This is a genomic window from Candidatus Methylomirabilota bacterium, from assembly GCA_035936835.1.
Taxonomy (GTDB): Bacteria; Methylomirabilota; Methylomirabilia; order Rokubacteriales; family CSP1-6; genus AR37.
Genome location: DASYVT010000113.1, coordinates 1 through 19,439, shown reverse-complemented (window position 1 = coordinate 19,439; position 19,439 = coordinate 1). Strand labels below are relative to the sequence as shown.

The 19,439-nt window shown below is 69.1% G+C and carries 19 protein-coding genes; 5 read left to right on the top strand and 14 right to left on the bottom strand.

The genetic code is table 11. From position 1 onward, the window contains the following. Positions 1–17 precede the first annotated feature (17 nt). The 3 genes from VGV06_08880 to VGV06_08870 all read left to right on the top strand — a co-directional run bounded on the left by VGV06_08880 (position 18) and on the right by VGV06_08870 (position 6,497). Positions 18–509, top strand: a complete 492-nt coding sequence (locus tag VGV06_08880) for a cupin domain-containing protein (GenBank protein ID HEV2055272.1) — start codon at positions 18–20, stop codon at positions 507–509. Then, positions 506–2,860, top strand: coding sequence for a xanthine dehydrogenase family protein molybdopterin-binding subunit (locus VGV06_08875; GenBank protein HEV2055271.1), 2,355 nt, complete (start codon positions 506–508; stop codon positions 2,858–2,860). Before VGV06_08880 ends, VGV06_08875 begins: the two co-directional genes overlap by 4 nt. A gap of 118 nt (positions 2,861–2,978) precedes the next feature. Continuing rightward, positions 2,979–6,497, top strand: coding sequence for an adenylate/guanylate cyclase domain-containing protein (locus VGV06_08870; GenBank protein HEV2055270.1), 3,519 nt, complete (start codon positions 2,979–2,981; stop codon positions 6,495–6,497). On the opposite strand, the gene VGV06_08865 is transcribed toward VGV06_08870, so the two are convergent. Together VGV06_08865 and VGV06_08860 are read right to left on the bottom strand one after the other, a co-directional pair. Continuing rightward, positions 6,494–7,177, bottom strand: a complete 684-nt coding sequence (locus tag VGV06_08865; protein ID HEV2055269.1) for a DUF2306 domain-containing protein — start codon at positions 7,175–7,177, stop codon at positions 6,494–6,496. The two genes, VGV06_08870 and VGV06_08865, sit on opposite strands and share 4 nt — an antisense overlap. 11 nt (positions 7,178–7,188) lie before the next feature. Further along, entirely contained in the window at positions 7,189–7,770 is a 582-nt protein-coding gene (locus VGV06_08860) for a PadR family transcriptional regulator (protein HEV2055268.1), read from the bottom strand. 122 nt (positions 7,771–7,892) lie between these two features. On the opposite strand from VGV06_08860, the gene VGV06_08855 reads away from it, so the two are divergent. Next, the gene (locus VGV06_08855) at positions 7,893–8,936 is read left to right on the top strand and encodes a zinc-binding dehydrogenase (protein ID HEV2055267.1); all 1,044 of its coding nucleotides are present in this window, start codon (positions 7,893–7,895) and stop codon (positions 8,934–8,936) included. A gap of 18 nt (positions 8,937–8,954) precedes the next feature. On the opposite strand, the gene VGV06_08850 is transcribed toward VGV06_08855, so the two are convergent. The 12 genes from VGV06_08850 to VGV06_08795 form a co-directional block, all read right to left on the bottom strand. Continuing rightward, complete coding sequence (locus VGV06_08850; GenBank protein ID HEV2055266.1) at positions 8,955–9,386, bottom strand: hypothetical protein; 432 nt, start codon at positions 9,384–9,386, stop codon at positions 8,955–8,957. Between the two features lie 16 nt (positions 9,387–9,402). Beyond that, positions 9,403–10,530 (bottom strand): acetoin utilization protein AcuC, encoded by a 1,128-nt coding sequence (locus VGV06_08845; protein HEV2055265.1) that lies wholly within the window; start codon positions 10,528–10,530, stop codon positions 9,403–9,405. After that, positions 10,527–11,036 (bottom strand): cyclic pyranopterin monophosphate synthase MoaC, encoded by a 510-nt coding sequence (moaC, locus tag VGV06_08840; protein HEV2055264.1) that lies wholly within the window; start codon positions 11,034–11,036, stop codon positions 10,527–10,529. The genes VGV06_08845 and moaC overlap by 4 nt, the downstream gene beginning before the upstream one ends. 26 nt (positions 11,037–11,062) lie before the next feature. Beyond that, positions 11,063–11,293 (bottom strand): YdcH family protein, encoded by a 231-nt coding sequence (locus VGV06_08835; protein HEV2055263.1) that lies wholly within the window; start codon positions 11,291–11,293, stop codon positions 11,063–11,065. A gap of 67 nt (positions 11,294–11,360) precedes the next feature. Continuing rightward, a complete protein-coding gene (locus VGV06_08830) occupies positions 11,361–12,452 on the bottom strand; it encodes an ABC transporter ATP-binding protein (GenBank protein HEV2055262.1) in 1,092 nt (363 codons plus the stop codon). Next, the gene (locus VGV06_08825) at positions 12,449–13,657 is read right to left on the bottom strand and encodes an ABC transporter ATP-binding protein (GenBank protein ID HEV2055261.1); all 1,209 of its coding nucleotides are present in this window, start codon (positions 13,655–13,657) and stop codon (positions 12,449–12,451) included. The genes VGV06_08830 and VGV06_08825 overlap by 4 nt, the downstream gene beginning before the upstream one ends. 1 nt (position 13,658) lies before the next feature. Beyond that, positions 13,659–14,312: a molybdate ABC transporter permease subunit gene (gene modB, locus VGV06_08820; GenBank protein ID HEV2055260.1), complete on the bottom strand. Its 654-nt coding sequence runs from the start codon at positions 14,310–14,312 to the stop codon at positions 13,659–13,661. Positions 14,313–14,317: 5 nt separating this feature from the next. Continuing rightward, positions 14,318–15,085, bottom strand: coding sequence for a molybdate ABC transporter substrate-binding protein (gene modA / locus VGV06_08815; GenBank protein ID HEV2055259.1), 768 nt, complete (start codon positions 15,083–15,085; stop codon positions 14,318–14,320). A 24-nt stretch (positions 15,086–15,109) separates the two neighbouring features. Next, positions 15,110–15,805 carry an ABC transporter permease gene (locus tag VGV06_08810; protein HEV2055258.1) on the bottom strand — a complete coding sequence of 232 codons (696 nt, stop codon included), beginning with the start codon at positions 15,803–15,805 and terminating at the stop codon, positions 15,110–15,112. Between the two features lie 12 nt (positions 15,806–15,817). Next, the gene (locus tag VGV06_08805) at positions 15,818–16,642 is read right to left on the bottom strand and encodes a substrate-binding domain-containing protein (GenBank protein ID HEV2055257.1); all 825 of its coding nucleotides are present in this window, start codon (positions 16,640–16,642) and stop codon (positions 15,818–15,820) included. Between the two features lie 8 nt (positions 16,643–16,650). After that, positions 16,651–18,246, bottom strand: a complete 1,596-nt coding sequence (locus VGV06_08800) for a D-aminoacylase (GenBank protein ID HEV2055256.1) — start codon at positions 18,244–18,246, stop codon at positions 16,651–16,653. A 2-nt stretch (positions 18,247–18,248) separates the two neighbouring features. Beyond that, positions 18,249–18,812 (bottom strand): peptidylprolyl isomerase, encoded by a 564-nt coding sequence (locus tag VGV06_08795; protein ID HEV2055255.1) that lies wholly within the window; start codon positions 18,810–18,812, stop codon positions 18,249–18,251. 112 nt (positions 18,813–18,924) lie between these two features. On the opposite strand from VGV06_08795, the gene VGV06_08790 reads away from it, so the two are divergent. Next, positions 18,925–19,439: GTP-binding protein (locus VGV06_08790; GenBank protein ID HEV2055254.1), on the top strand; the 515-nt coding region annotated here is incomplete at its 3' end.

Here is a 19,439-nt window from a genome sequence, read left to right as displayed (position 1 = left end):
GTGGTACGACTGACGCCATGGAGATCCACGAGCAGCTGGAGCGCCGCATTGCGCGCTTCACCGACCGCGTGGCCGACTGGGACGCCTTCGCGGACGCGCGCGTCGAGGGCTTCCGCCGCGCGCAACACCGCTTCATCGGCGCCGGCGCCTCGGGCAAAGGCGACGCGAGGGCCATCCCCGCCGAGCACTTCACGCTGTCCATCATGTACGTGCCGCCCGGACAGGGAAACGCGCCCCACACGCATCCCGTCGAGGAAGCCTTCTTCATCCTCGAGGGCAAGGTCAAGGTCTTCCTCGAGGACGGCAAGGGCGGCCGCGCCGAGACGGTGCTCGGCAAGTGGGACTGCATCTCCTGCCCGGCCAACGTCGTCCACGGCTTCGAGAACGTGGGTCTCGAGGGCGCGTATCTTCAAGTGATGCTCGGCGCCGCCCAGCCGGGACTCATGGGCTACGCCGACCCCGAGCTCGCGAAGCAGCGCGACGCGCATCTCCGGCCGACCCGCGCCTGAGCGGACGCCTGGACCCCGACCCCGACAAAAAACTGGCCGGCGAGCTTGTCGGCGCCTCCATCCGACGCAAAGAAGACGACCGTCTCCTGCGCGGCGCCGGCCGCTTCACGGACGACTTCGCGCTGCCCGGCATGCTCTGGCTGGCTGTCGTGCGGAGCCCCCACTCTCACGCGGTGATCGCGCGCATCGACGGCGCCGATGCCGCGCGGATCCCCGGCGTCGCCGCGGTGCTGACGCGGGCCGAGCTGCCCGCCCTCGCAGGCTCAGTCCCGCCGCTCGTCCCCGCGCCCGAGTTCCACCCCTACCACCATCCCGTGTTGGCAGCCGAGCGGGTCACGCATGCGGGCGAAGCCGTGGCCGCCGTCGTCGCGGACACCGCGTACATCGCAGCCGACGGCGTCGAGAGCGTCCGCGTGGAATACGAGCCGCTGCCGGCGGCGGCCACCGTCGAGGCGGCGCTCGCCCTGGGCGCGCCGAAAGTCCACGAGAGCTGGCCGGGTAACCTGGCGGGAGTGTCCGAATCCGGGACGGGCAGCGTCGCCGAAGGCTTCGCCAAGGCCGACGCCGTCGTCGAGATGCAGCTCTACTACCCGCGCGTCGCGGGCATGCCGATCGAGCCGCGCGCGGTATTGGCCTCACACGATCCCGCGGCGGGTCTGCTCACGGTCTGGCTCTCGACCCAGGTGCCTTTCGCGGTGCGGAGCGCGATCGCGGGCGTGCTCGGCATGGCCGAGGAACACGTGCGCGTGATCGCCCCTGAAGTCGGCGGGGGCTTCGGGGTCAAGGGCCACGTCTATCCCGAGGACATCCTGGTGCCTGCGGTCGCGCGGCACCTCGGGCGCCCGGTCAAGTGGATCGAGACGCGGCGGGAACATTTCATGACGGCGGCGGCCGACCGCGACCAGGCGCACCGGGCACGGCTCGGCGTCACCAGGGACGGCGCCATCGTGGCACTCGAGACGGAGTTCACGCGAGACCACGGCGCGCACACGACGCTCGGCGAGGCCATCACCTACAACACCATCAATCACCTGGTCGGCCCCTACCGCGTCCCCAACTTCCACGCCGTGGGACAGAACGTCGTGACCCACAAGACCTTCGCCGCCGCGTATCGCGGCGCGGGGCGCCCCGAGGCCAACTTCGTCCTGGACCGCCTCCTCGACCGCGCCGCGCGGCAGATCGGCATGGACCCGGCCGATCTCAGGCGGAAGAACCTCGTGCGCCTCGAGGAGATGCCGTGGCGGACGGGGTTGACGTACCGCGACGGCGTGCCCATCGCCTACGACCCCGCCGACTACGTGAAGATGTTCGACCTCACGCTCGAGAAGCTCGGCTACGCGGGCTGGCGCGCCGAGCAAACGAAGCGGCGGGGCTCATCCCGACCGATCGGTATCGGGATCTCCGCCTACGTCGAGGGCACCGGCCTCGGGCCCTTCGAGGGCGCCAACGTCCGCGTGGATCCGGGTGGCACCGTCTTCGTCGACATCGGCGTGTCGTCCCAGGGCCAGGCCCACGAGACAACACTGGCCCAGATCTGCGCCGATGTCCTCTCGGTGCCGATCGAGCAGGTGGTGATTCGCGGCGGCGACACCCAGCTCGTCGGCTACGGCATGGGCACGATCGCGAGCCGCGTGGCGGCCGTGGCCGGCCCCGCCGTCTCTCGCGCCGCGCACGAGACCGCCCGCAAGGCCAGGATCGTCGCCGCGAGCATCTTCGAATGCGCTCCCGAGGACGTCGTGCTCGAGCAGGGGCGGATCATGGTGGCGGGAGTGCCGAGCAAGAGCCTGCCGCTGGCCGCCGTGGCGAAGGCCGCGGTGCGGAGCCGCGCGCTCGCGGATGCGGGCGGCCCCGGGCTCAACGCCTGCGCCTTCCACTACCCGGGCACCGTCGCCTGGGCCTTCGGCGTCCACGCCGTCGCGCTCGAGGTGGACGTCGAGACGGGCGCGCTCCGCCTCCTCAAGTACGTCGCGGCGCACGACTGCGGCCGGCCCATCAACCCGATGATCGTCGAGGGACAGATCCACGGCGGGCTGGCCCAGGGCATAGGCACGGCGCTCGGCGAGGAGCTGATCTATGACGAAGCCGGCCAGCTCCTGACCGGCACCTTCATGGACTACCCGATGCCGCGCGCGGGCGTCATGCCGCCGCTCGAGATCCACCACCTCGACTTCCCCTCGCCGATCAACGAGCTCGGCATTAAGGGCGTGGGCGAGAGCGGCGTCGTCTCCCCCGCCGCCGCCATCGGCAACGCCGTCGAGGACGCGCTCTGGGACCGCGGCGTCCGCGTCACGCGCGTGCCGCTCACGCCCGCGCGCATCTTCGAGCTGCTGCGGGCGGGCGCGGGGGCGTAGTTCCGTCGGGCGGGGCTGGGGGGTGCCCTCCCCGACACCTTGCTTCCGCTCGGGTCTGGCGCTAGTCTCCCGGCAGCCCTTCCACCCCACAACCGGGCATTATGCTGGAGGTCCCCCCATGCAGTGTCCCCAGTGCCAGCAGGACAACCCATCTCAGGCGCGGTTCTGCATGAGGTGTGGTGCGGGCTTCACGCCGAGCTGCAGCCACTGCAGCACCGAGCTGCCCGTGGGTGCCGCTTTCTGTTTCGCATGCGGGCGCCCGGTCACTGCGGCGGCTCCCATTCCCGCGGCGCGATTCGCCTCACCCGAGAGCTACACTCCCAAGCACCTCGCGGACAAGATCCTGACCACCCGGAGCGCCTTGGAAGGAGAGCGCAAGCAAGTCACCGTGCTCTTCGCCGACGTCTCTGGCTTCACGGCGCTCTCGGAGCGGCTCGACCCCGAGGAGGTGCATCGGCTGATGACCAGGGCCTTCGACCTAATCCTAGCCGAAGTCCACCGTTACGAAGGCACGGTCAACCAATTCCTCGGCGATGGCATCATGGCCCTCTTCGGCGCTCCGATCGCCCACGAGGATCATGCCCAGCGAGCGGTGCATGCCGCGCTTGGCATCGGCGCCGCCCTGGCGCGCTACCAGGAAGAGCTCCGACCGCGCGGGATCACCTTCCGGGTCCGGCAGGGCATGAACACGGGGCTCGTGGTCGTGGGAAGCATTGGGAGCGATCTCCGGATGGACTACACCGCGATGGGCGACACGACCAACGTCGCCGCGCGGATGCAGCAGGCGGGCGCCCCAGGGCAGGTCCTGATCGCCGAGGCGACCCACCGCCTCATCGCGGATTATTTCCACACCCTGCCGCTCGGCGAGATGACCCTCAAAGGAAAGAGTGAGCCCGTGGCCGCGTGGGAGGTGACGGCGGCGCGAGCGGCGAGAACCCGGATCGAGATCGGGGCCGAGCACGGGCTCACCCCCTTCGTGGGCCGGCAGCGGGAGCTCGGTATCCTGATGGACTGCTTCGAGCAGGCGCGGGGCGGCCGGGGGCAGATCGTGTTCATCGTCGGAGAGCCAGGGATCGGCAAATCCCGGCTTCTCTACGAGTTCCGGCGCGGCCTCGGCGCGGAAGCCACCTGGCTCGAGGGGCACTGTGTGCCCTTCGGCCAGTCGACGGCATTTTCCCCGCTCATCGACTTGCTGAGGCGGAGCTTCGGGATCGAGGAAGGCGATCCCGAAGCGACGATGGTCGGGAAGATCGAGCGGGGCGTCCTCGCTTTGGGCGAGGATCTCCGGCCCATCCTACCGTTCGTCCTCCACCTCCTCACCGTCGGCTCTGGCGATACGGCCGTGCTGGACATGGATCCTCAGCAGCGTCGCGGGGAAATCTTCGACGCCCTCCGGCGCCTGACGGCCCGCGCAGCGGAGGCGCGGCCGCAAGTCGTGGTCTATGAGGACCTTCACTGGATCGATCAGGCGACAGAAGAGTACCTCCTGTCCTTCGCCGACAGCATCCCGGCCAGCCGTGTCCTTCACGTCCTGTCCTACCGCACGGGGTACAGCCATCCATTCGGGGAGCGGACCTACCACACCCGCCTCGCCCTCACCGCGCTGCCGAGCCAAGCGAGCGTGCGGATGGCCGAGGCGATGCTCGCCACCTCGGACCTGCCCGAGGAGCTGACGGCGCTGATCGTCCGGAAGGCCGAAGGAAACCCGTTCTTCGTCGAGGAGGTCGTGAAGTCCCTGCAGGAGGCGGAGGCCATAAGGCCGGTCGGAGACCGCTATGTCCTGGCCAGGCCGGTCCACGAGATCGTGGTGCCCGACACCATCCAGGACGTCCTCATGGCACGTGTCGACCGCCTCCCGGAAGCGGCGAAGCGCACTCTCCAGATGGCCTCCGTGATCGGACGCGACTTCAGCCGTCGCCTCCTGGATCGGCTCTCGGACGCCGGAGAACGGACCGAGAACGTCCTTGGCCAGCTGAAGGCCGTCGAGTTCATATACGAGAAGGCCGTCCTCCCCGAGCTCTCGTACACTTTCAAACACGCGCTGACCCACGAGGTGGCGTACGGCTCGCTCCTCATCCAGCGACGAAAGGAGCTGCACGAAAAAATCGGCTTGGCCATCGAGGAGCTGTATGGTGACCGGCTGACCGAGCTGTACGAGGTCCTCGCCTACCACTTCGAGAGGAGCGAAGCCTGGCAGAAGGCGCTCAAGTATCTCCTCAAGGCCGCCGACAAGGCCGCCAAGGCCTTCGCGACCCGCGGGGCGATCGCTCTCTACGAGCAGGCCGAAGCGGCGGCCGCTCGCCTCGGCGACGATGTTCCCGGCACGACTCGGATCGGGATCCATCAGGCCAAGGCCGACCTCTATCTTCTCGTGAGCGACTTCGAACGCGCCCGCACCGAGGGCGAACGTGTCCTGGCGCTCGCCCGGCAGATCGCCGACGGGCCCGCCGAGGCGGCAGCCCTCGTCGCCATGTCGTTCGCCTCCTGGCTGGGACACAAGTTCGACCAGGCTCTGGAGGACGCTCGGCAGGGCATCGCTGTCGCCGAGGCCGTGGGGGCCCAGTCGGCCCTGGCCGGCGGGCATCTCAGCACCGGCCTCGTCTACGACGTGACCGGCCGCATCCGCGAGGCAAGAGAGAAATTCGAACAGGTCATCAGCATCAGCCGGGCGGTGGGAGATGTCGTGAACGAATCCTGGGCGCTCGTTTTCGCGGCCGAGATCAAGGGGTGGGAAGCCGCGTTCGACGAGGCCTCGCGGATGTACGCCGATGGCCTCCAGATCGCCCGCGCCCACAACGTCCTGCTCCCCATGCTCGAAGGACTCTTCATGTGGGCCATCAACCTCACGGGCAAGGGCGACTATGACGGTGCGCTCGCGATGCTCGAGGAGGGACTCGCGCTCGCCGAGAAGGTCGGCGACGAGAACTACACGCCCCGCTATCTGAACTCGCTCGGGTGGCTCTACATCGAGTGCGGAGATCTGGATCGCGCGCGCGAGTTGAACCGCCGCGGGAGCGAAGGGGGGCGGAGGCGGCGGGATCGAGGCGCTCAGGACGCCGATGAGTCGATCGCCAACGCCGAGCTCAACCTGGGCGACATCTGTCTCATCACGGGCGACCTACCGCTCGCCCACGAGATCCTCGACGGCGTGCATCGCCAGGTGAAGAACCCGGCGACCAGCGAGTGGATGCGCTGGCGCTACTCGCTGCACCTTTTCGCGAGCCTGGCGGAGCTCGAGCTGGCCCGTGGTGACCTCGTGAAGGCGCGCGAACTGGCCGACCACTGCCTCGAGCTGGCCACTCGCACGAATTCGCGGAAGTACCTGGTGAAGGCCTGGCGGCTCAAAGGCGAGATCGCGCTGGCCCGGCGGCGGTGGGACGAGGGCGAGGCCGCACTTCGCCAGGCCTTGCACATCGCTCGGGCCATCGCCAGCCCGACTCAGCTATGGAAAACGCATCTGGCCGTGGGCCGGCTCCACAGTGAGGCAAAGAGGCCTGACCTGGCCCGCACCGCGTATCAGGCTGCCCTCGCCGTTGTCGACCACGTCAAGGCAGGTTTTCGCAACCCGGAACTGCTGGTGAGCTTCGAGCGCACTCCACTGATCCGGCAGGTCTACGATCTCGGTGCGCTCGACTAGGCGGTGCCAGCGGCGCGCTGGAGCTTGGGGGCGTTGAAGCGGCGCTTGTAGTAGGTGATCCAGATCGCGATGAGGGGCGTGCCGATCGCGGTCGGCCAGAGCCAGCGCACCGTCGTCGGCAGGCTGTGGAAGTTCACCACCGAGAAGGCCGTCACCGCCGCGATGTAGGACCCGATCATGTTCGCCATGTGCTTGTACCACCACGCGCGCTTCTCGGCCGGCGGACGGATGAACCGCAGGACGTCGAGGCCGGCGATCGCGAGCCCGACGAAGCCGAAGACGATGGCGACCGTGGAGAGCTGCTGGAATCTGGGCGTCGGCTTGGCGATGCCGAGTATCACCAGGGTCGCGCTCGCCGCGACCGTGATCCCGGCGGCTGCCCAGTCGAGCGCGGACGGGCGCTGTCCGAGATCGGGGCGCTTTCGGTAGAGCACGCGGTAGCCGGAAAGCGCCGCGTAGAAGCTGAACACCGCCGTCAGCACCAGGAACAGGATCGATCGCCAGAGGCCGACGACGATGGCCGTCGCCGCGACCACCCCCATCGCCCAGAAGTAGACCTTGCCCCACCTCCGGTGAGTCGGGCCGCCCTTGACCGTCATGAGCGCGATCGGCGCGACGACGAGCGCCACCGCGCCCGCCAGGATGTGGACCCAGAGCGTGAGCCGTATCGCCGTTTCCATGGAAGCCCTCCTCAGCGGCTTTTCGCCCGCCGCACAGGCGCGCGGTGGAGCCGCTCGAGCGTCTTGAGTGTCTCGTCGCTCCAACGAAGGAGCGCGTTGGCCCGACTCGCCCCAAAGCGGAGCGTCATCAGCCAGTACGGCAGCTCGGGATGCGCGCGGTGCTTTCTCAGCAGTTCGCGCTCCCGGTCGGCGTAGCCCCGCTTGAGCGCCTGCTGTCGCTCACGAAAGCGCTCCACGTGACGGATGCTCTCCTCAACCGGACGGCGCCGTCCGAAGAAGAGCTTGAGCAGCAGCTCGCTCCTGAAGCCCTGCTCCCGCGCGGGCTCTCCGAGCCATGCCCCGAGCCGCTCCTGTCCCTCGGCGGTGATGGAGTACACGTAGCGGTCGGGCTTGCCCTTCTGGCGCTCGAGGCGCCGCTCGGCCAGTCCCTCGGCCGCCAGGCGCGCGAGGATCGGGTAGATCTGCCCGTAGCTCTCGCTCCAGAAGTGGCCGACGCTGCCCTCGAACCGCTTCTTGAGGTCGTAGCCAGAGGCGGGGCCCCACCCGAGCATCCCGAGCACCGCGTATTCGGTCGTGCCGGCCTTGCGCTCCATATATCTATAAGATACACATCTGCCAGATATAGTCAAGCGCCCCGGAGGGACGGCGGCGCCTTCCGGTGGTACGCTACAGCTCCTAGCGGCTCACCGGAGGTCCACAGGAGGGGTCACCGATCATGCGCGGCGTCGTCTTTCTCGGAGAGCGGAAGCTGGAGATCCAGGAGTTCCCCGATCCCACCCCGGGGCCGGGCGAGGTCGTCCTCGCCATCAAGGCGTCGGGCATGTGCGGCAGCGACCTGCACCCCTACCGCGCAGCCGGCAATGCCGCGGCCGCGTTGGGGCTGGGCAGCGGCGGGCCCGTCATCGCGGGCCACGAGCCCTGCGGCGTGGTGGCGGCCGTCGGCGCCGGCGTGCCGGCCGATTTCGCGCCCGTCGGCGCGCGGGTGATGAATCACCACTACAAGGGCTGCGGCCGCTGCAAGCACTGCCGCGTCGGCTGGTCCCAGCTCTGCCGGGGCGGCATCACCGTCTACGGCATGACGGGGCACGGCGGCCACGCGCCCTTCATGAAGGCGCCCGCGTTCACCATGGTCCCGCTGCCCGACGAGCTCTCTTTCGAGGAAGGCGCGGCCGTCTCCTGCGGTACCGGCACCGCCTACGGTGCGCTCAAGCGCATCGACGCTTCGGGACGCGACACGCTCGCAGTGTTCGGCCAGGGCCCTGTAGGCCTCTCTGCAACAATGCTCGGTCACGCCATGGGCGCGCGCGTCATCGCCGTGGACGTCTCCGTCGAGCGGCTCAAGCTCGCCAAGGAGTTCGGTGCCGACGCGGTGGTCAACTCGAAGGAAAGCGATCCGGTCGCCGCCATCCACGACCTGACCCACGGCGAAGGCGCCGAGACAACGATGGACTGCACGGGGGTCGCCGAGGCGCGCGTCGCCGCCGTCAGGAGCGCCGGCACCTGGGGGCGCGTCGCATTTGTTGGCGAGGGCGGCACCGCGACCTTCGACATCAGCAAGCACCTGCTGCGCCGCCAGCTGACCATCCACGCCTCGTGGACCTTCAGCGCGATGGGGCAGGCCGAGTGCGCGCGCTTCATCGTGGACAAGAAGGTGCCGCTCAAGAAGCTCCTGACCCACCGCTTCAAGCTGGACGAGGCCGAGAAGGCCTACAAGCTCTTCGACACTCAGACGACGGGGAAAGGGGTCTTCGTCTTTTAGAAAACTGCTGGAGGCCGTTCAGGGCTCGTCGCGGTCGTGATGGGCCAGCCCGAGCATGGCGGCGATGGCCAGGGCCATGCCGACGGCGCAGGCGAGCGCGGACAGCGCACTCCGCCCTCGTGTCCGGTCCACGGTCTGCCACCCCACGGCGCCCGCGCCGTCCTTCGCCATCATCCAGAAGCGCGGCTCGTCACGCGCGTCCTCGACCACCCGGCTCACGCTACCAACCACGCCGCCGCCCGTTCTATAGGTCACCTTCACCGTCGAGTTCGCCGGCGGGCGCAGGCCGCGCCGGCCGTCGCCGAAGCGGAGCTCGCCAATCCCGTCGTCTTCGATGGTGACGGCATAGACGCGCTCGTCCGGCCGCGCGCGCCTCAAGCTCTCGACGCGCGTCCAGGCCAGGCCGTCCACCTCGACCGTAATGTCAGGATCGATCCGCTTGGGAATCATGCGGAGGCTGAAAAGCCTACAACGCGTGGATCGGGAAGATGTGCTCGCGGATGGCCTTGACCTGGCGCATGGCGTACTCCTCAGCCCACTGCCGCGTGTCGGCGGGCAACTCGAGCGGCGGGTCCCAGAGGCGCATGCTCTTCAGACCATGGGCGGCCAGCTCCTTCTGGCAGGCGCGCGGAATCTCGGCAGGAAGCTCCGCGCCGTTCATCGCGGCCCACGCCGCGGTCCACGCCCGCGCGACGTTCGGCAGGTCGTAGCCGCCGCCGCCGAGCGCGACCACGCGGGGGGACAGCTCGAGAAGCCGCGCCACGATCTTGGTGAAGCCCTGCACCGTCCATGCGAGATGGGTCAGCGGATCGGTCCGGTGCGAGTCGATGCCGAGCTGGAGCACGACCACGTCGGGCTCGAAGGCGCGCAGGAGCGGCGGCACCACCGCCTCGAACGCGGGCTCGTAGACCGCGTCGTCCGTGTAGGGCTGGAGCGGCAGGTTGACCGAATAGCCGATCCCCTTGCCCTCGCCCATCTCCTCGACGAAGCCTGTGCCCGGGAAGAGCCGGTCACCGCGCTCGTGGCTCGAGATCGTCAGCACGCGCGGGTCATCGTAGAAGGCGAACTGGACGCCGTCGCCGTGATGCGCGTCGATGTCCACGTAGGCAACCTTCCAGTCGCGCCGGCGCAGCTCCATGATGGCCAGCACCGCGTCGTTGACGTAGCAGAAGCCCGAGGCGCGCTCGGGCATGGCGTGGTGGAGCCCGCCCGCGAAGTGGAAGGCGCGCGCGGCCTCATTGTCGAGAACGAGCCGCGAGGCGAGCAGCGAGCCGCCGGCCACGAGCTGAGCCGCCTCCCAGAGGCCCGGGAAGATCGGGTTGTCGCCGGCCCCGAGCCCGTAGCGCGCGGCGTGAGGCACCGAGTCGCCCGCGCTGACGGCGCGCAGGATCTCGATGTAGTCGCGGCTGTGGAAGCGGGTGATAGCGTCGACGGAGGCGGGCTCGGGCGTCAGCACCTTGAGGTTCGGCCCCGACGTGAGGCCGTAGGCCTCCATGAGCCGCCACGTCAGGCCCAGGCGCTCCATACGGAGCGGGTGCTCGGAGCCATAGTCGAAGCGCCGCCACTCCTCGGAATGGACGAGCGCGGTCTTCACGGCTTCCGTCGCCGCCAGATACCGGATTTGCCGCCGGACTTCTCGAGCAGACACAGCCCCGACAGCACCACGCCCCGGTCCACCGCCTTGACCATGTCGTAGACCGTGAGCCCAGCGACGGCCGCGGCGGTCAGCGCCTCCATCTCGACGCCCGTCTTGTCCACGGTGCGGACGCGCGCCTCGATGGTGACGGTCGAGCGCTTGGGGTCGAGGGCGAAGGCGATGTCGCAGCCGGTGATGCGCAGCGGGTGGCAGAGGGGGATCAGATCGGGGGTGCGCTTGGCCGCCATGATGCCGGCCGTACGCGCCACGCCCAGCACGTCACCCTTGGCCATCTGCCCGGCGCGGATCGCGCTGAGCGTAGCGGGGCGCATCTTCAGCACGACGCGGGCCACCGCTTCCCGGGCCGTTTCCTTCTTCGGCGAGACGTCCACCATCCGGGCGTCGCCGGACGGCGTCAGGTGGGAGAGGCCGCGAAATCCCGGCGCCTCCCGTGACGGCGGCATGGCGTTCCCGGCTCGGGTGCTCCGCGTCAGGCGTGCGCGGCGTCGCGCGCGTGACGGACCATCGACTCCATCTGGTCCTTGCCCATCAGCTTGAGCTTCTTGAGCTCGCTGACCCGCCACTGCTGGTCCGCCGTGAGAAACCCGCGACTGTTGAGCTCCTTCAGCTCCTGCTCGTATCGGGCGTGCTCTTCCTGGAGCTGGCGGAACTCGGGGTTCTCAGCGGACAAACGCGCGATCAGCAATTCCAGATCGGCCATGTGGACCTCCTCGTCGGGTGATGTTGCGGCCGTGTCGCCTCCTTATACCCCCGCGCTCTTTTCACTGTCAAGGCTTCCCGCCCCTCAAAAGATGGGGTGCCGTGGCCTTGAACTGGACGGTGACCTTGACCCCCTCATCCAGGCCCAATTCCTCAACGGCACGCTGCGTCACGAGTGCCGTCAGCGGGAAGCCGCAGTCAACGGAGACGCGCACATGGAGCCCGACTGGGCTGAGCCGCGCGACCGTACCCTTGAGGCGATTGGGGGGGAGCGCCGCGCCGGGGGGCGGTGAGCCTGTCTTGAGCGTGACGTCCTCGGCCCGGAGACAGAGGCGCACGCGCTCGCCGGGTACGGCGGCCTGCGCGACCTCCATGCTCTGGCCTCCGGCCTCGATGAGCGAAACTCCGCCCGTCGAGGAGAGCACACGGCACTCGATCATCGTCTCCACGCCGACGAAACGCGCGACCTCCTCCGATACCGGCGCGCGGAAGACGCGCGAGGTGACATCGAGCTGAACCAGCCGCCCGTCGATCAGCACCCCCACCCGGTCGGCCAGCACCATCGCTTCTTCATGGTCGTGAGTCACGAGGACCGTGGTGATGCGCTCCTCGCGGAGGATGCGGCCGAGGTCCCCGATGAGGGCTTCGCGCGTCGGCTGGTCGAGCGCCGAGAAGGGCTCGTCCAGCAGGAGCAGCTCGGGCTCGACGACGAGCGCCCGAGCGAGCGCCGCGCGCTGGGCCTCCCCGCCCGAGAGCGTGCGCGCCGGGCGCGACGCCAGTGGGGCGATGGCAAAACGCGCGAGCCAGCGGGCAACCCGCGTCTCAACCTGCCCGCGCGCGGCGCGGCGGAAGCGCAGGCCCATGGCGACATTGTCGAAGACCGTCGTGTCAGCGAGGAGCGGCTCCTGGAAGACGCTCGCCATCCGCCGCCTCACCGCCAGCGCCGACTCGGCGACAACCGGTGCGCCCTGGAAGCGCACTGTCCCAGCGGCGGGCGCCTCGAGGGCGCCGATCACGCGGAGGAGGCTCGACTTGCCCGCGCCGTTGGGCCCGATGACCGAGAGCACCTCTCCCCGCGCCACGGAGAGATCCGGCACGTCGAGGACGGCGCGGCCGTCGTGGACGACGCGGATGCCCGAGAGCTCGACGACGAGGGTCATTGCTCCCCCTCACCCTCCCAGCTCTCGCCTCGCCGCAAACGTCTCAGCTCGAACTGCGGCCCTCTCCCCAGAGGGGAGAGGGGGGAGGAGGGCAGGACGTGGATGGAGCCGCGGTGTATGGAAAGCTGCCACTGGCGGTCGCGGGCGATGTCGAGAATCTCGTAGACGAGGCGCGGCACCTCGATCTCGAGGTCGTACTCGCCCTGGGCCGGCGCCCCCGGGGCGTCGAGCCGGACGTAGAGCGTCCACGTCGTCCCAAAGTCGGCCTCGCCGACCACGCGCCCCTGCATCAAGTTCATGTGGTGTCCCGAGTCTGGCGAGCCGCGGTCCTTGCGGATGAGCCGCACGTACTCCGGCCGGATGAAGAAGGCGAGCGCGCTGTCGGGCGCCGGCAGGTAGGAGCGCGTGGGCGAGTTGACCGCTTCCAGGAGCTGCCCCCGCCAGTGGAACTGGATGCGGTCGGGCGTCGCCTTGAGGACAGTACCATGGAGCACATTGCGGATGCCGACGATGCCCGCCACGCGCTCCGAGGCCGGCTGCCACAGGAGCTCGGCGCGCAGCGCCGTCTGGATGACGCGCCCGGCTTCGTAGACCACGATGCGGTCGCCGAGGCGATAGGCCTCGGTGAAGTCGTGGGTCACGAGGACGGCCGCGGTCCGCCACTCCGCCAGCACGGCGCGGAGGTCGTCGCGCAGCGCCTGGCGCAGCGGCAGGTCGAGCGCGGAGAGCGGCTCGTCGAGGAGAATGAGCGCCGGGTCGGGAGCGAGCGCGCGGCCGAGGGCCACGCGCTGCTGCTGGCCGCCCGAAAGCTCGCGAGGGCGGCGTGAGGCCAGGTCCGCCAGCCCGAGCCGGTCCAGCACCTCGCGCGTGCGCTCGCGGCGCGCGGGCGCGGCGAGGTGGCGGAGGCCGTAGGCGACGTTGTCCAGCACGTTGAGATGAGGGAAGAGCGCGTAGCCCTGGAAGACGTAGCCGAGCCGGCGGCGCTGCGTCGGCACGTCCACGCCCCGCGCGCCGTCGAAGAAGACCGTCCCGTTGACGACGATGCGGCCCGAATCGGGGCGGACTAGCCCTGCTAAGCACTGGAGCGTGAGCGTCTTGCCCGCTCCCGAGGGGCCGAAGAGCGTGACGACCTCGTCGCCGGCTTCCCAGGCGACGTCGAGCGTGAAGCCCGGCAGCGCCTTCCTGACCTCGAGAAGGAGCGCCACGTCAGAACCGGAGGCGCGCGAGACGCCCGATCCCCATCAGGAGGAGCACCACCGTCGCAACAGCGATCAGGGAGAGCGTGTTGGCCTCGGCCATGCGGTTGGACTGGACGAGGTCGTAGATGGCGAGCGGCGTCGTCTGCGTCAGGCCGGGGATGCTGCCCGCGACCATCAGCGTGATGCCGAAGTCGCCTAGCGCCCGGCAGAATGCCAGCACGGTGCCGGCCATGACGGCGCGCGAGGCGAGCGGAAGGGTGATGGACCAGAACACGCTCCACTGGGAGCGTCCGAGGGTGAGCGCCGCCTGCTCGAGCCTTCGGTCCACCGACTCGAAACCGGCCTGTGCGGCCTTGATAAAGAGCGCGCTCGATCCCACCCATGCCGCCAGCACGGCCGCCCGCCACGTGAAGGCAAGCTCGATCCCCGCGGCGTCGAGGACGCGCCCGATCACGCCCTGGCGGCTGATCAGGACGAGGAGGTAGTAGCCGAGCACGGTCGGCGGCAGGACGAGGGGCAGGACGACCACGGCTTCGGCGAGGTCGCGGCCGGGGAAGCGCTTGAGCGCGAGCACCCACGCCAGCGGCAGCCCCGTCGCCACCGTCAGGATGGTGGCGGTCACGGAGACCTTGAGCGAGAGCCAGAGCGGAAAGTAATCCATGCGGTCTAGAACTCCCCGGGCAAGAGGAAGCCGTAGCGCTTCATGATGGGACGCCCCTCGGGGCCGTTGACGAACTGGATGAAGGCCGCGCCCAGGTCAGGGTGCGGGCTCCGCTTGACCACCGCCGCGACCTGGTTGAGCGGCGCGTAGAGCTTCGGATCGATCGCCGCGTACGTGATCCCCGGCGCATCGGCGATCGAGAGCGCCACGATGCCGGCCTCGACGGCGCCCGTCTCGACGAACTGGAGCGTGTGGCGGATGTTTTCGCCGTACACGAGCTTCGGCTTGACCTTCTCCCACACGCCCGCGCGCTCGAGCGCCTCCTGGGCGGCGCGGCCGTAGGGCGCGTGGGCCGGGTTGGCGATCGCCAGGCGCCGCACCTCGGGCTTGAGGAGATCGCCGAGATCACGCACCGCGATCACAGACTTCTTCGGCACGGCCAGGACGATCCGCCCCTGGGCGTAAAGCGTCCGTGTCTGGGGAATGACCGCCCCCGCGGCCCGGAGATCGTCGACAAAGCTCTCGTTGGCGGCAAAGAAGACATCGGCCGGGGCGCCGTGCTCGATCTGCTTGGCGAAGTTGCCCGTCGATCCGATCACGAGCGTCACGCGCGCGCCCGTCGCCTTCTCGAAGAGCGGCTTGATCTCGCGGAAGGCCATGTCCAGGTCGGCGGCGGCGTACACGACGAGAGTCGGGACGGTGGCGGGCTGGGCCTCCGCCCCGCGCGCCACGGCAAGTGCAAAAGCGAGGGCAACGAGACCGGATCGTGTCATGGGCCCACAGTATAGCGGAGGCCTTCAGGCGCGGCGGCCCTGCTGGATCCAGGTCAACGCCCAGTTCACCAGGAACATCACGAGCAGGAGGATCAGCGAGAGCGCGATGGCCGCGTCGAAATTGCCCTTGCTCGTCTCGAGCACGGTCGCCGTGGTCAGCACCCGCGTCGAGCCCTTGATGTTGCCGCCGACCATGAGCGAGGCGCCCACCTCTGAGATGACGGCGCCAAAGCCCGCCATGACGGCTGCCAGCATGGGCAGGCGCGCCTCCTTTAATAAGGTCCACACCATCTGCGCCCGCGAGGCGCCGAGCGCCAGGAGCTGGAGGCGGAATTTGTCGGGCACCTGTTGGATGGCCGCCAGCGTGAGCCCCGTGACGATGGGAGCGGCGATCACGAGCTGGGCCAGGACCATGGCGGTCGGGGTGTAGAGCAGCTCGAGCATTCCGAGGAGCCCATTCCGCCAGAGGACGATCGTGACGAAGAGACCGACGACGACCGGCGGCAGCCCCATGCCGGTATTGATCAGACTCACGGCGAGGCCGCGCCCCGGAAAGCGCGTGAGCGCCAAAGCCGTGCCCAGCGGGATGCCGACCACGAGCGAAAGCAGCGTGGCCGTCGCGGAGATGCGAAGCGACAGCCACGTGATCTGCCACACGCCGGCATCGCCGCTCGCCAGGAGCTGCAGCGCCTGGACAATACCCTGCCCGATCAGCTCCATGGGCGGCCTTGGCTATGGGAAGTCTGCGTCGGTCCGACCGGCGATCGGCACGAAGAGGGGCTGGCCGAACTTGTCCATGCCGAACGTCCTGATCACGGCCTGTGTCTCGGACGCCAGGATGAATTCCGCGAAGGCCCTGCCGCCCGCCCCGTTCACACGCGGCCCGTTCGCCGGGTTGACCTCCATGACCGAATAGATATTAAGCAGCGGCTTGTCCTTCTCGACGAGGACCGGCAGGCTCACGCGCTTCTGGAAGGCGAGCCACGTCGCGCGGTCCGTTAGCGTATAGGCACGCCGGTCATTCGCGATGCCGAGGGTCTGCCCCATGCCCTGGCCCGACTCGATGTACCAGGGGCCGTTGGGCTCGACGCCGGCCTGCTTCCACAGCCCGAGCTCGAGCGTGTGCGTGCCCGACTTGTCCCCGCGAGAGACGAAGCGCGACCGGCTCTCCGCGATCCTCTTCATCGCGTCGAGCGCCTTTGGAAAACCTTTGATCTTCGCCGGGTCCTCCGGCGGGCCGATGATGACGAAGTCGTTGTACATGACGAGGCGCCGATTGAGCAGCTTGCCCTCTTCGACGTACTTCCGCTCGACGGAGGGAGCATGGGCCAGCGTCACGTCGGCCTCGCCGCGCGCCGCCAGCGCCAGGGCCTGCCCCGTGCCGACCGAGATCGTCTTGACGGTCAGCCCCGTCTTTTTCTCGAACATGGGCACCAGCACGTCGAGCAGCCCGGAGTCCTGCGTGCTCGTGGTCGTGGACAAGATAACCGTCGAGGACTGGGCCCATGCCGCGCCGGGAAGCGCCAACAGCAGGGCGGCGGCGAGCAGCCGGCGCATGACTCCCGCTACCGCGTCAGGACGCGCCCGGCGGGGACGGCGTTGTAACGCGGGCCGTCCACCACAACCTGCCCGTTGACGACGACGTAGGGAATGCCCACGGGGTGCCGGTGCGGGTCGGGAAAGGTCGCCTCGTCGCGGACGGTCTTGGGGTCGAAGAGCGCCAGGTCGGCGGCGTAGCCGGTCTTGACCACGCCGCGATTCTTGAGGCCGAGCTTGCCGGCGGGCATGCCGGTCATCTTGTGCACCGCCGTCTCCCACGAGAAGAGCCGCTTCTCGCGGCAGTAGACGCCGAGCACGCGCGGGAACGTCCCGTAGCTCCGCGGGTGCGGCTTGCCGGGATGCGGCCCCGGCCCCGAGTGGAGCGAGAGCGAGTCCGAGCCGATCATGGTGTGGGGATCGGCGCTGGCGATCGCGACGTTCTCCTCGCTCTGGGAGAAGCCGACCATGCTGACGCCGGCGCGCTCCGAGAGGACGAGGTCCATCATGGCGTGCGCAGGTTCCCGCCCGGTGAGCCGCGCGAGCTCGGCCAGGTTCTTGCCCGCGAGCTCGGGCCTCGAGCAGGTCGCGACCATCACCTCGTCCCAGCCGTAGGAGCCGGAGCCGGTGCCCCAGCGCTCGCCCCCGATCAGGCAGTCGGCGATGGCGCGCTCGCGCGCCGCCGGATCGGCGAGGCGATCGAGAAGCTTCGCCGTGCCGCCGTCGTGCATCCAGGGCGGCAGGAGATTGTCCATCTTGGTGCTGCCCGCGGGGTACGGATAGACGTCGCCCGTCACGTCCACCCCGCGGGCTCTGGCGTCCGAGATCATCCGGAGCGCGCGCTCCATCTTGCCCCAGTTCTCCCGCCCCGAGGCCTTGACGTGGGCGATCTGGACGGGCACGCCGGCTTCTTCGCCGATCCTGATCGCCTCTTCGTAGGCTTTCTCGAGGGTGCCCGCCTCGCCGCGGACGTGAGAGAAGTAGTGCCCGCCGCGCGTGGCCATGCTCTTCGCCAGCGCGATCAGCTCCTCCGTCGAGCCGTAGATACCCGGCGCGTAGACCAAGCCCGTCGAGTAGCCCCAGGCGCCGGCGTCGAGCGCCTCCGCCAGGTGCCGCTCCATCTGTTTCTGCTCGTCTGCTGTCGCCGGCCGGTTATCGCCCCCCACCGTCGCCAGGCGCAGCGCGCCGTGGCCCACGAACTGGACGACGTTGACGGAGGTGCCGAGGCCGCGCACGTGGTCGAGGTACTCGCCGAAGCTGTGCCAGCTGACGGGCGGCTTGTTGCCGATGCCGCCGATCCAGTCGCGGATCGCCTCTTCGCGGCCCGGCGCGATCGGCCCCGGTGAAAAGCCGCACATGCCGACGACCTCGGTCGTGACCCCTTGGCGCACCTTGGATTCGGCGCCCGGACACTTGTCGTAGACGAGGTCGGAATGCGAGTGGATGTCGATGAAGCCCGGAGCGACCATCAGCCCCTTGGCGTCGATGGTCCGCTCGACCTGGCCGGCGAGATTAGGTCCGACGGCGGCGATCCTGTCGCCCTCGAGCGCCACGTCGGCGGCCACGCCCGGGGCGCCGCTCCCGTCCACCACCATGCCGTGCTTGATCAGGAGCGACCAGGCCATGGCTACTGCGCTGCGTCGATGATCTTCACGGACTTCATCTTGTCGCCCTTCTTGATGTTGTCCACGATGTTCATGCCCGAGACGACCTTGCCGAACACCGTGTACTTGCCGTCGAGGAAGTTCGCCGGGGCGAGCGTGATGTAGAACTGGCTGCCGGCGGAGTCGGGGTCGTTGCTCCGCGCCATGGCGACGGCGCCGCGCTCGTGCTTGTTCTTGTTGAACTCGGCCTTGATCTTGTAGCCGGGGCCGCCCGTGCCGTCGCCCTTCGGGTCGCCGCCCTGGACGACGAAGTTGGGCTCGATGCGGTGGAAGGTCAGCCCGTCGTAGAAGCCCTTCTTGGCGAGGGTGACGAAGTTCTCGACCGTCTTGGGCGCGTCATCGGCGAAGAACTCGATCTTGATGACGCCGCCCTTCTCCATTGCGATCTCGGCCGTCTGGCTCACGCGCGCGGGTCCTTTCTGGGGCTCTGCGGGTTTGGGGGCCTGGGCCCACGCGGCCGTGGGCACGGCCGGGGACGCGCCGAGCGCGACGACGAGGGCGGTCAGCAGCAGCAGTCGGGTTCTCACGTGCGAATTCCTCCTGGATGCGGGGATAGGGAAGTCATTATGCCCCAGCCGTCGCGTCCGGGGCAAGGTCAACGCACTGCGCCATTCGAAAAATCCGTGCTACAGTGAGTACATGCAGGAGCGTAAGGATATCAGGAACGTCGCCATCATCGCCCACGTCGACCACGGGAAGACCACCCTCGTGGACGCCATGCTCTGGCAGTCCGGTATCTTCCGCGCCAACGAGCACGTGGTCGAGCGGGTCATGGACTCGATCGACCTGGAGCGGGAGAAGGGCATCACGATCATGGCCAAGAACACGGCCATCCACTACCAGGGCGTCAAGATCAACATCGTGGACACGCCCGGCCACGCCGACTTCGGCGGGGAGGTGGAGCGGACGCTGACCCTGGTGGACGGCGTGCTGCTGCTGGTGGACGCGGCCGAAGGCCCCCTGCCCCAGACCCGCTTCGTGCTGAAGAAGGCGCTCGAGGCCGGCCTCACCCCGGTGGTGGTCATCAACAAGATCGACCGCCAGGACGCCCGCGCCGCCGAGGTGCTGGACGAGGTCTACGACCTCTTCATCGACCTGGACGCGGCGGTGGAGCAGCTCGAGTTCCCGGTGCTCTACACCGACGCGCGCAAGGG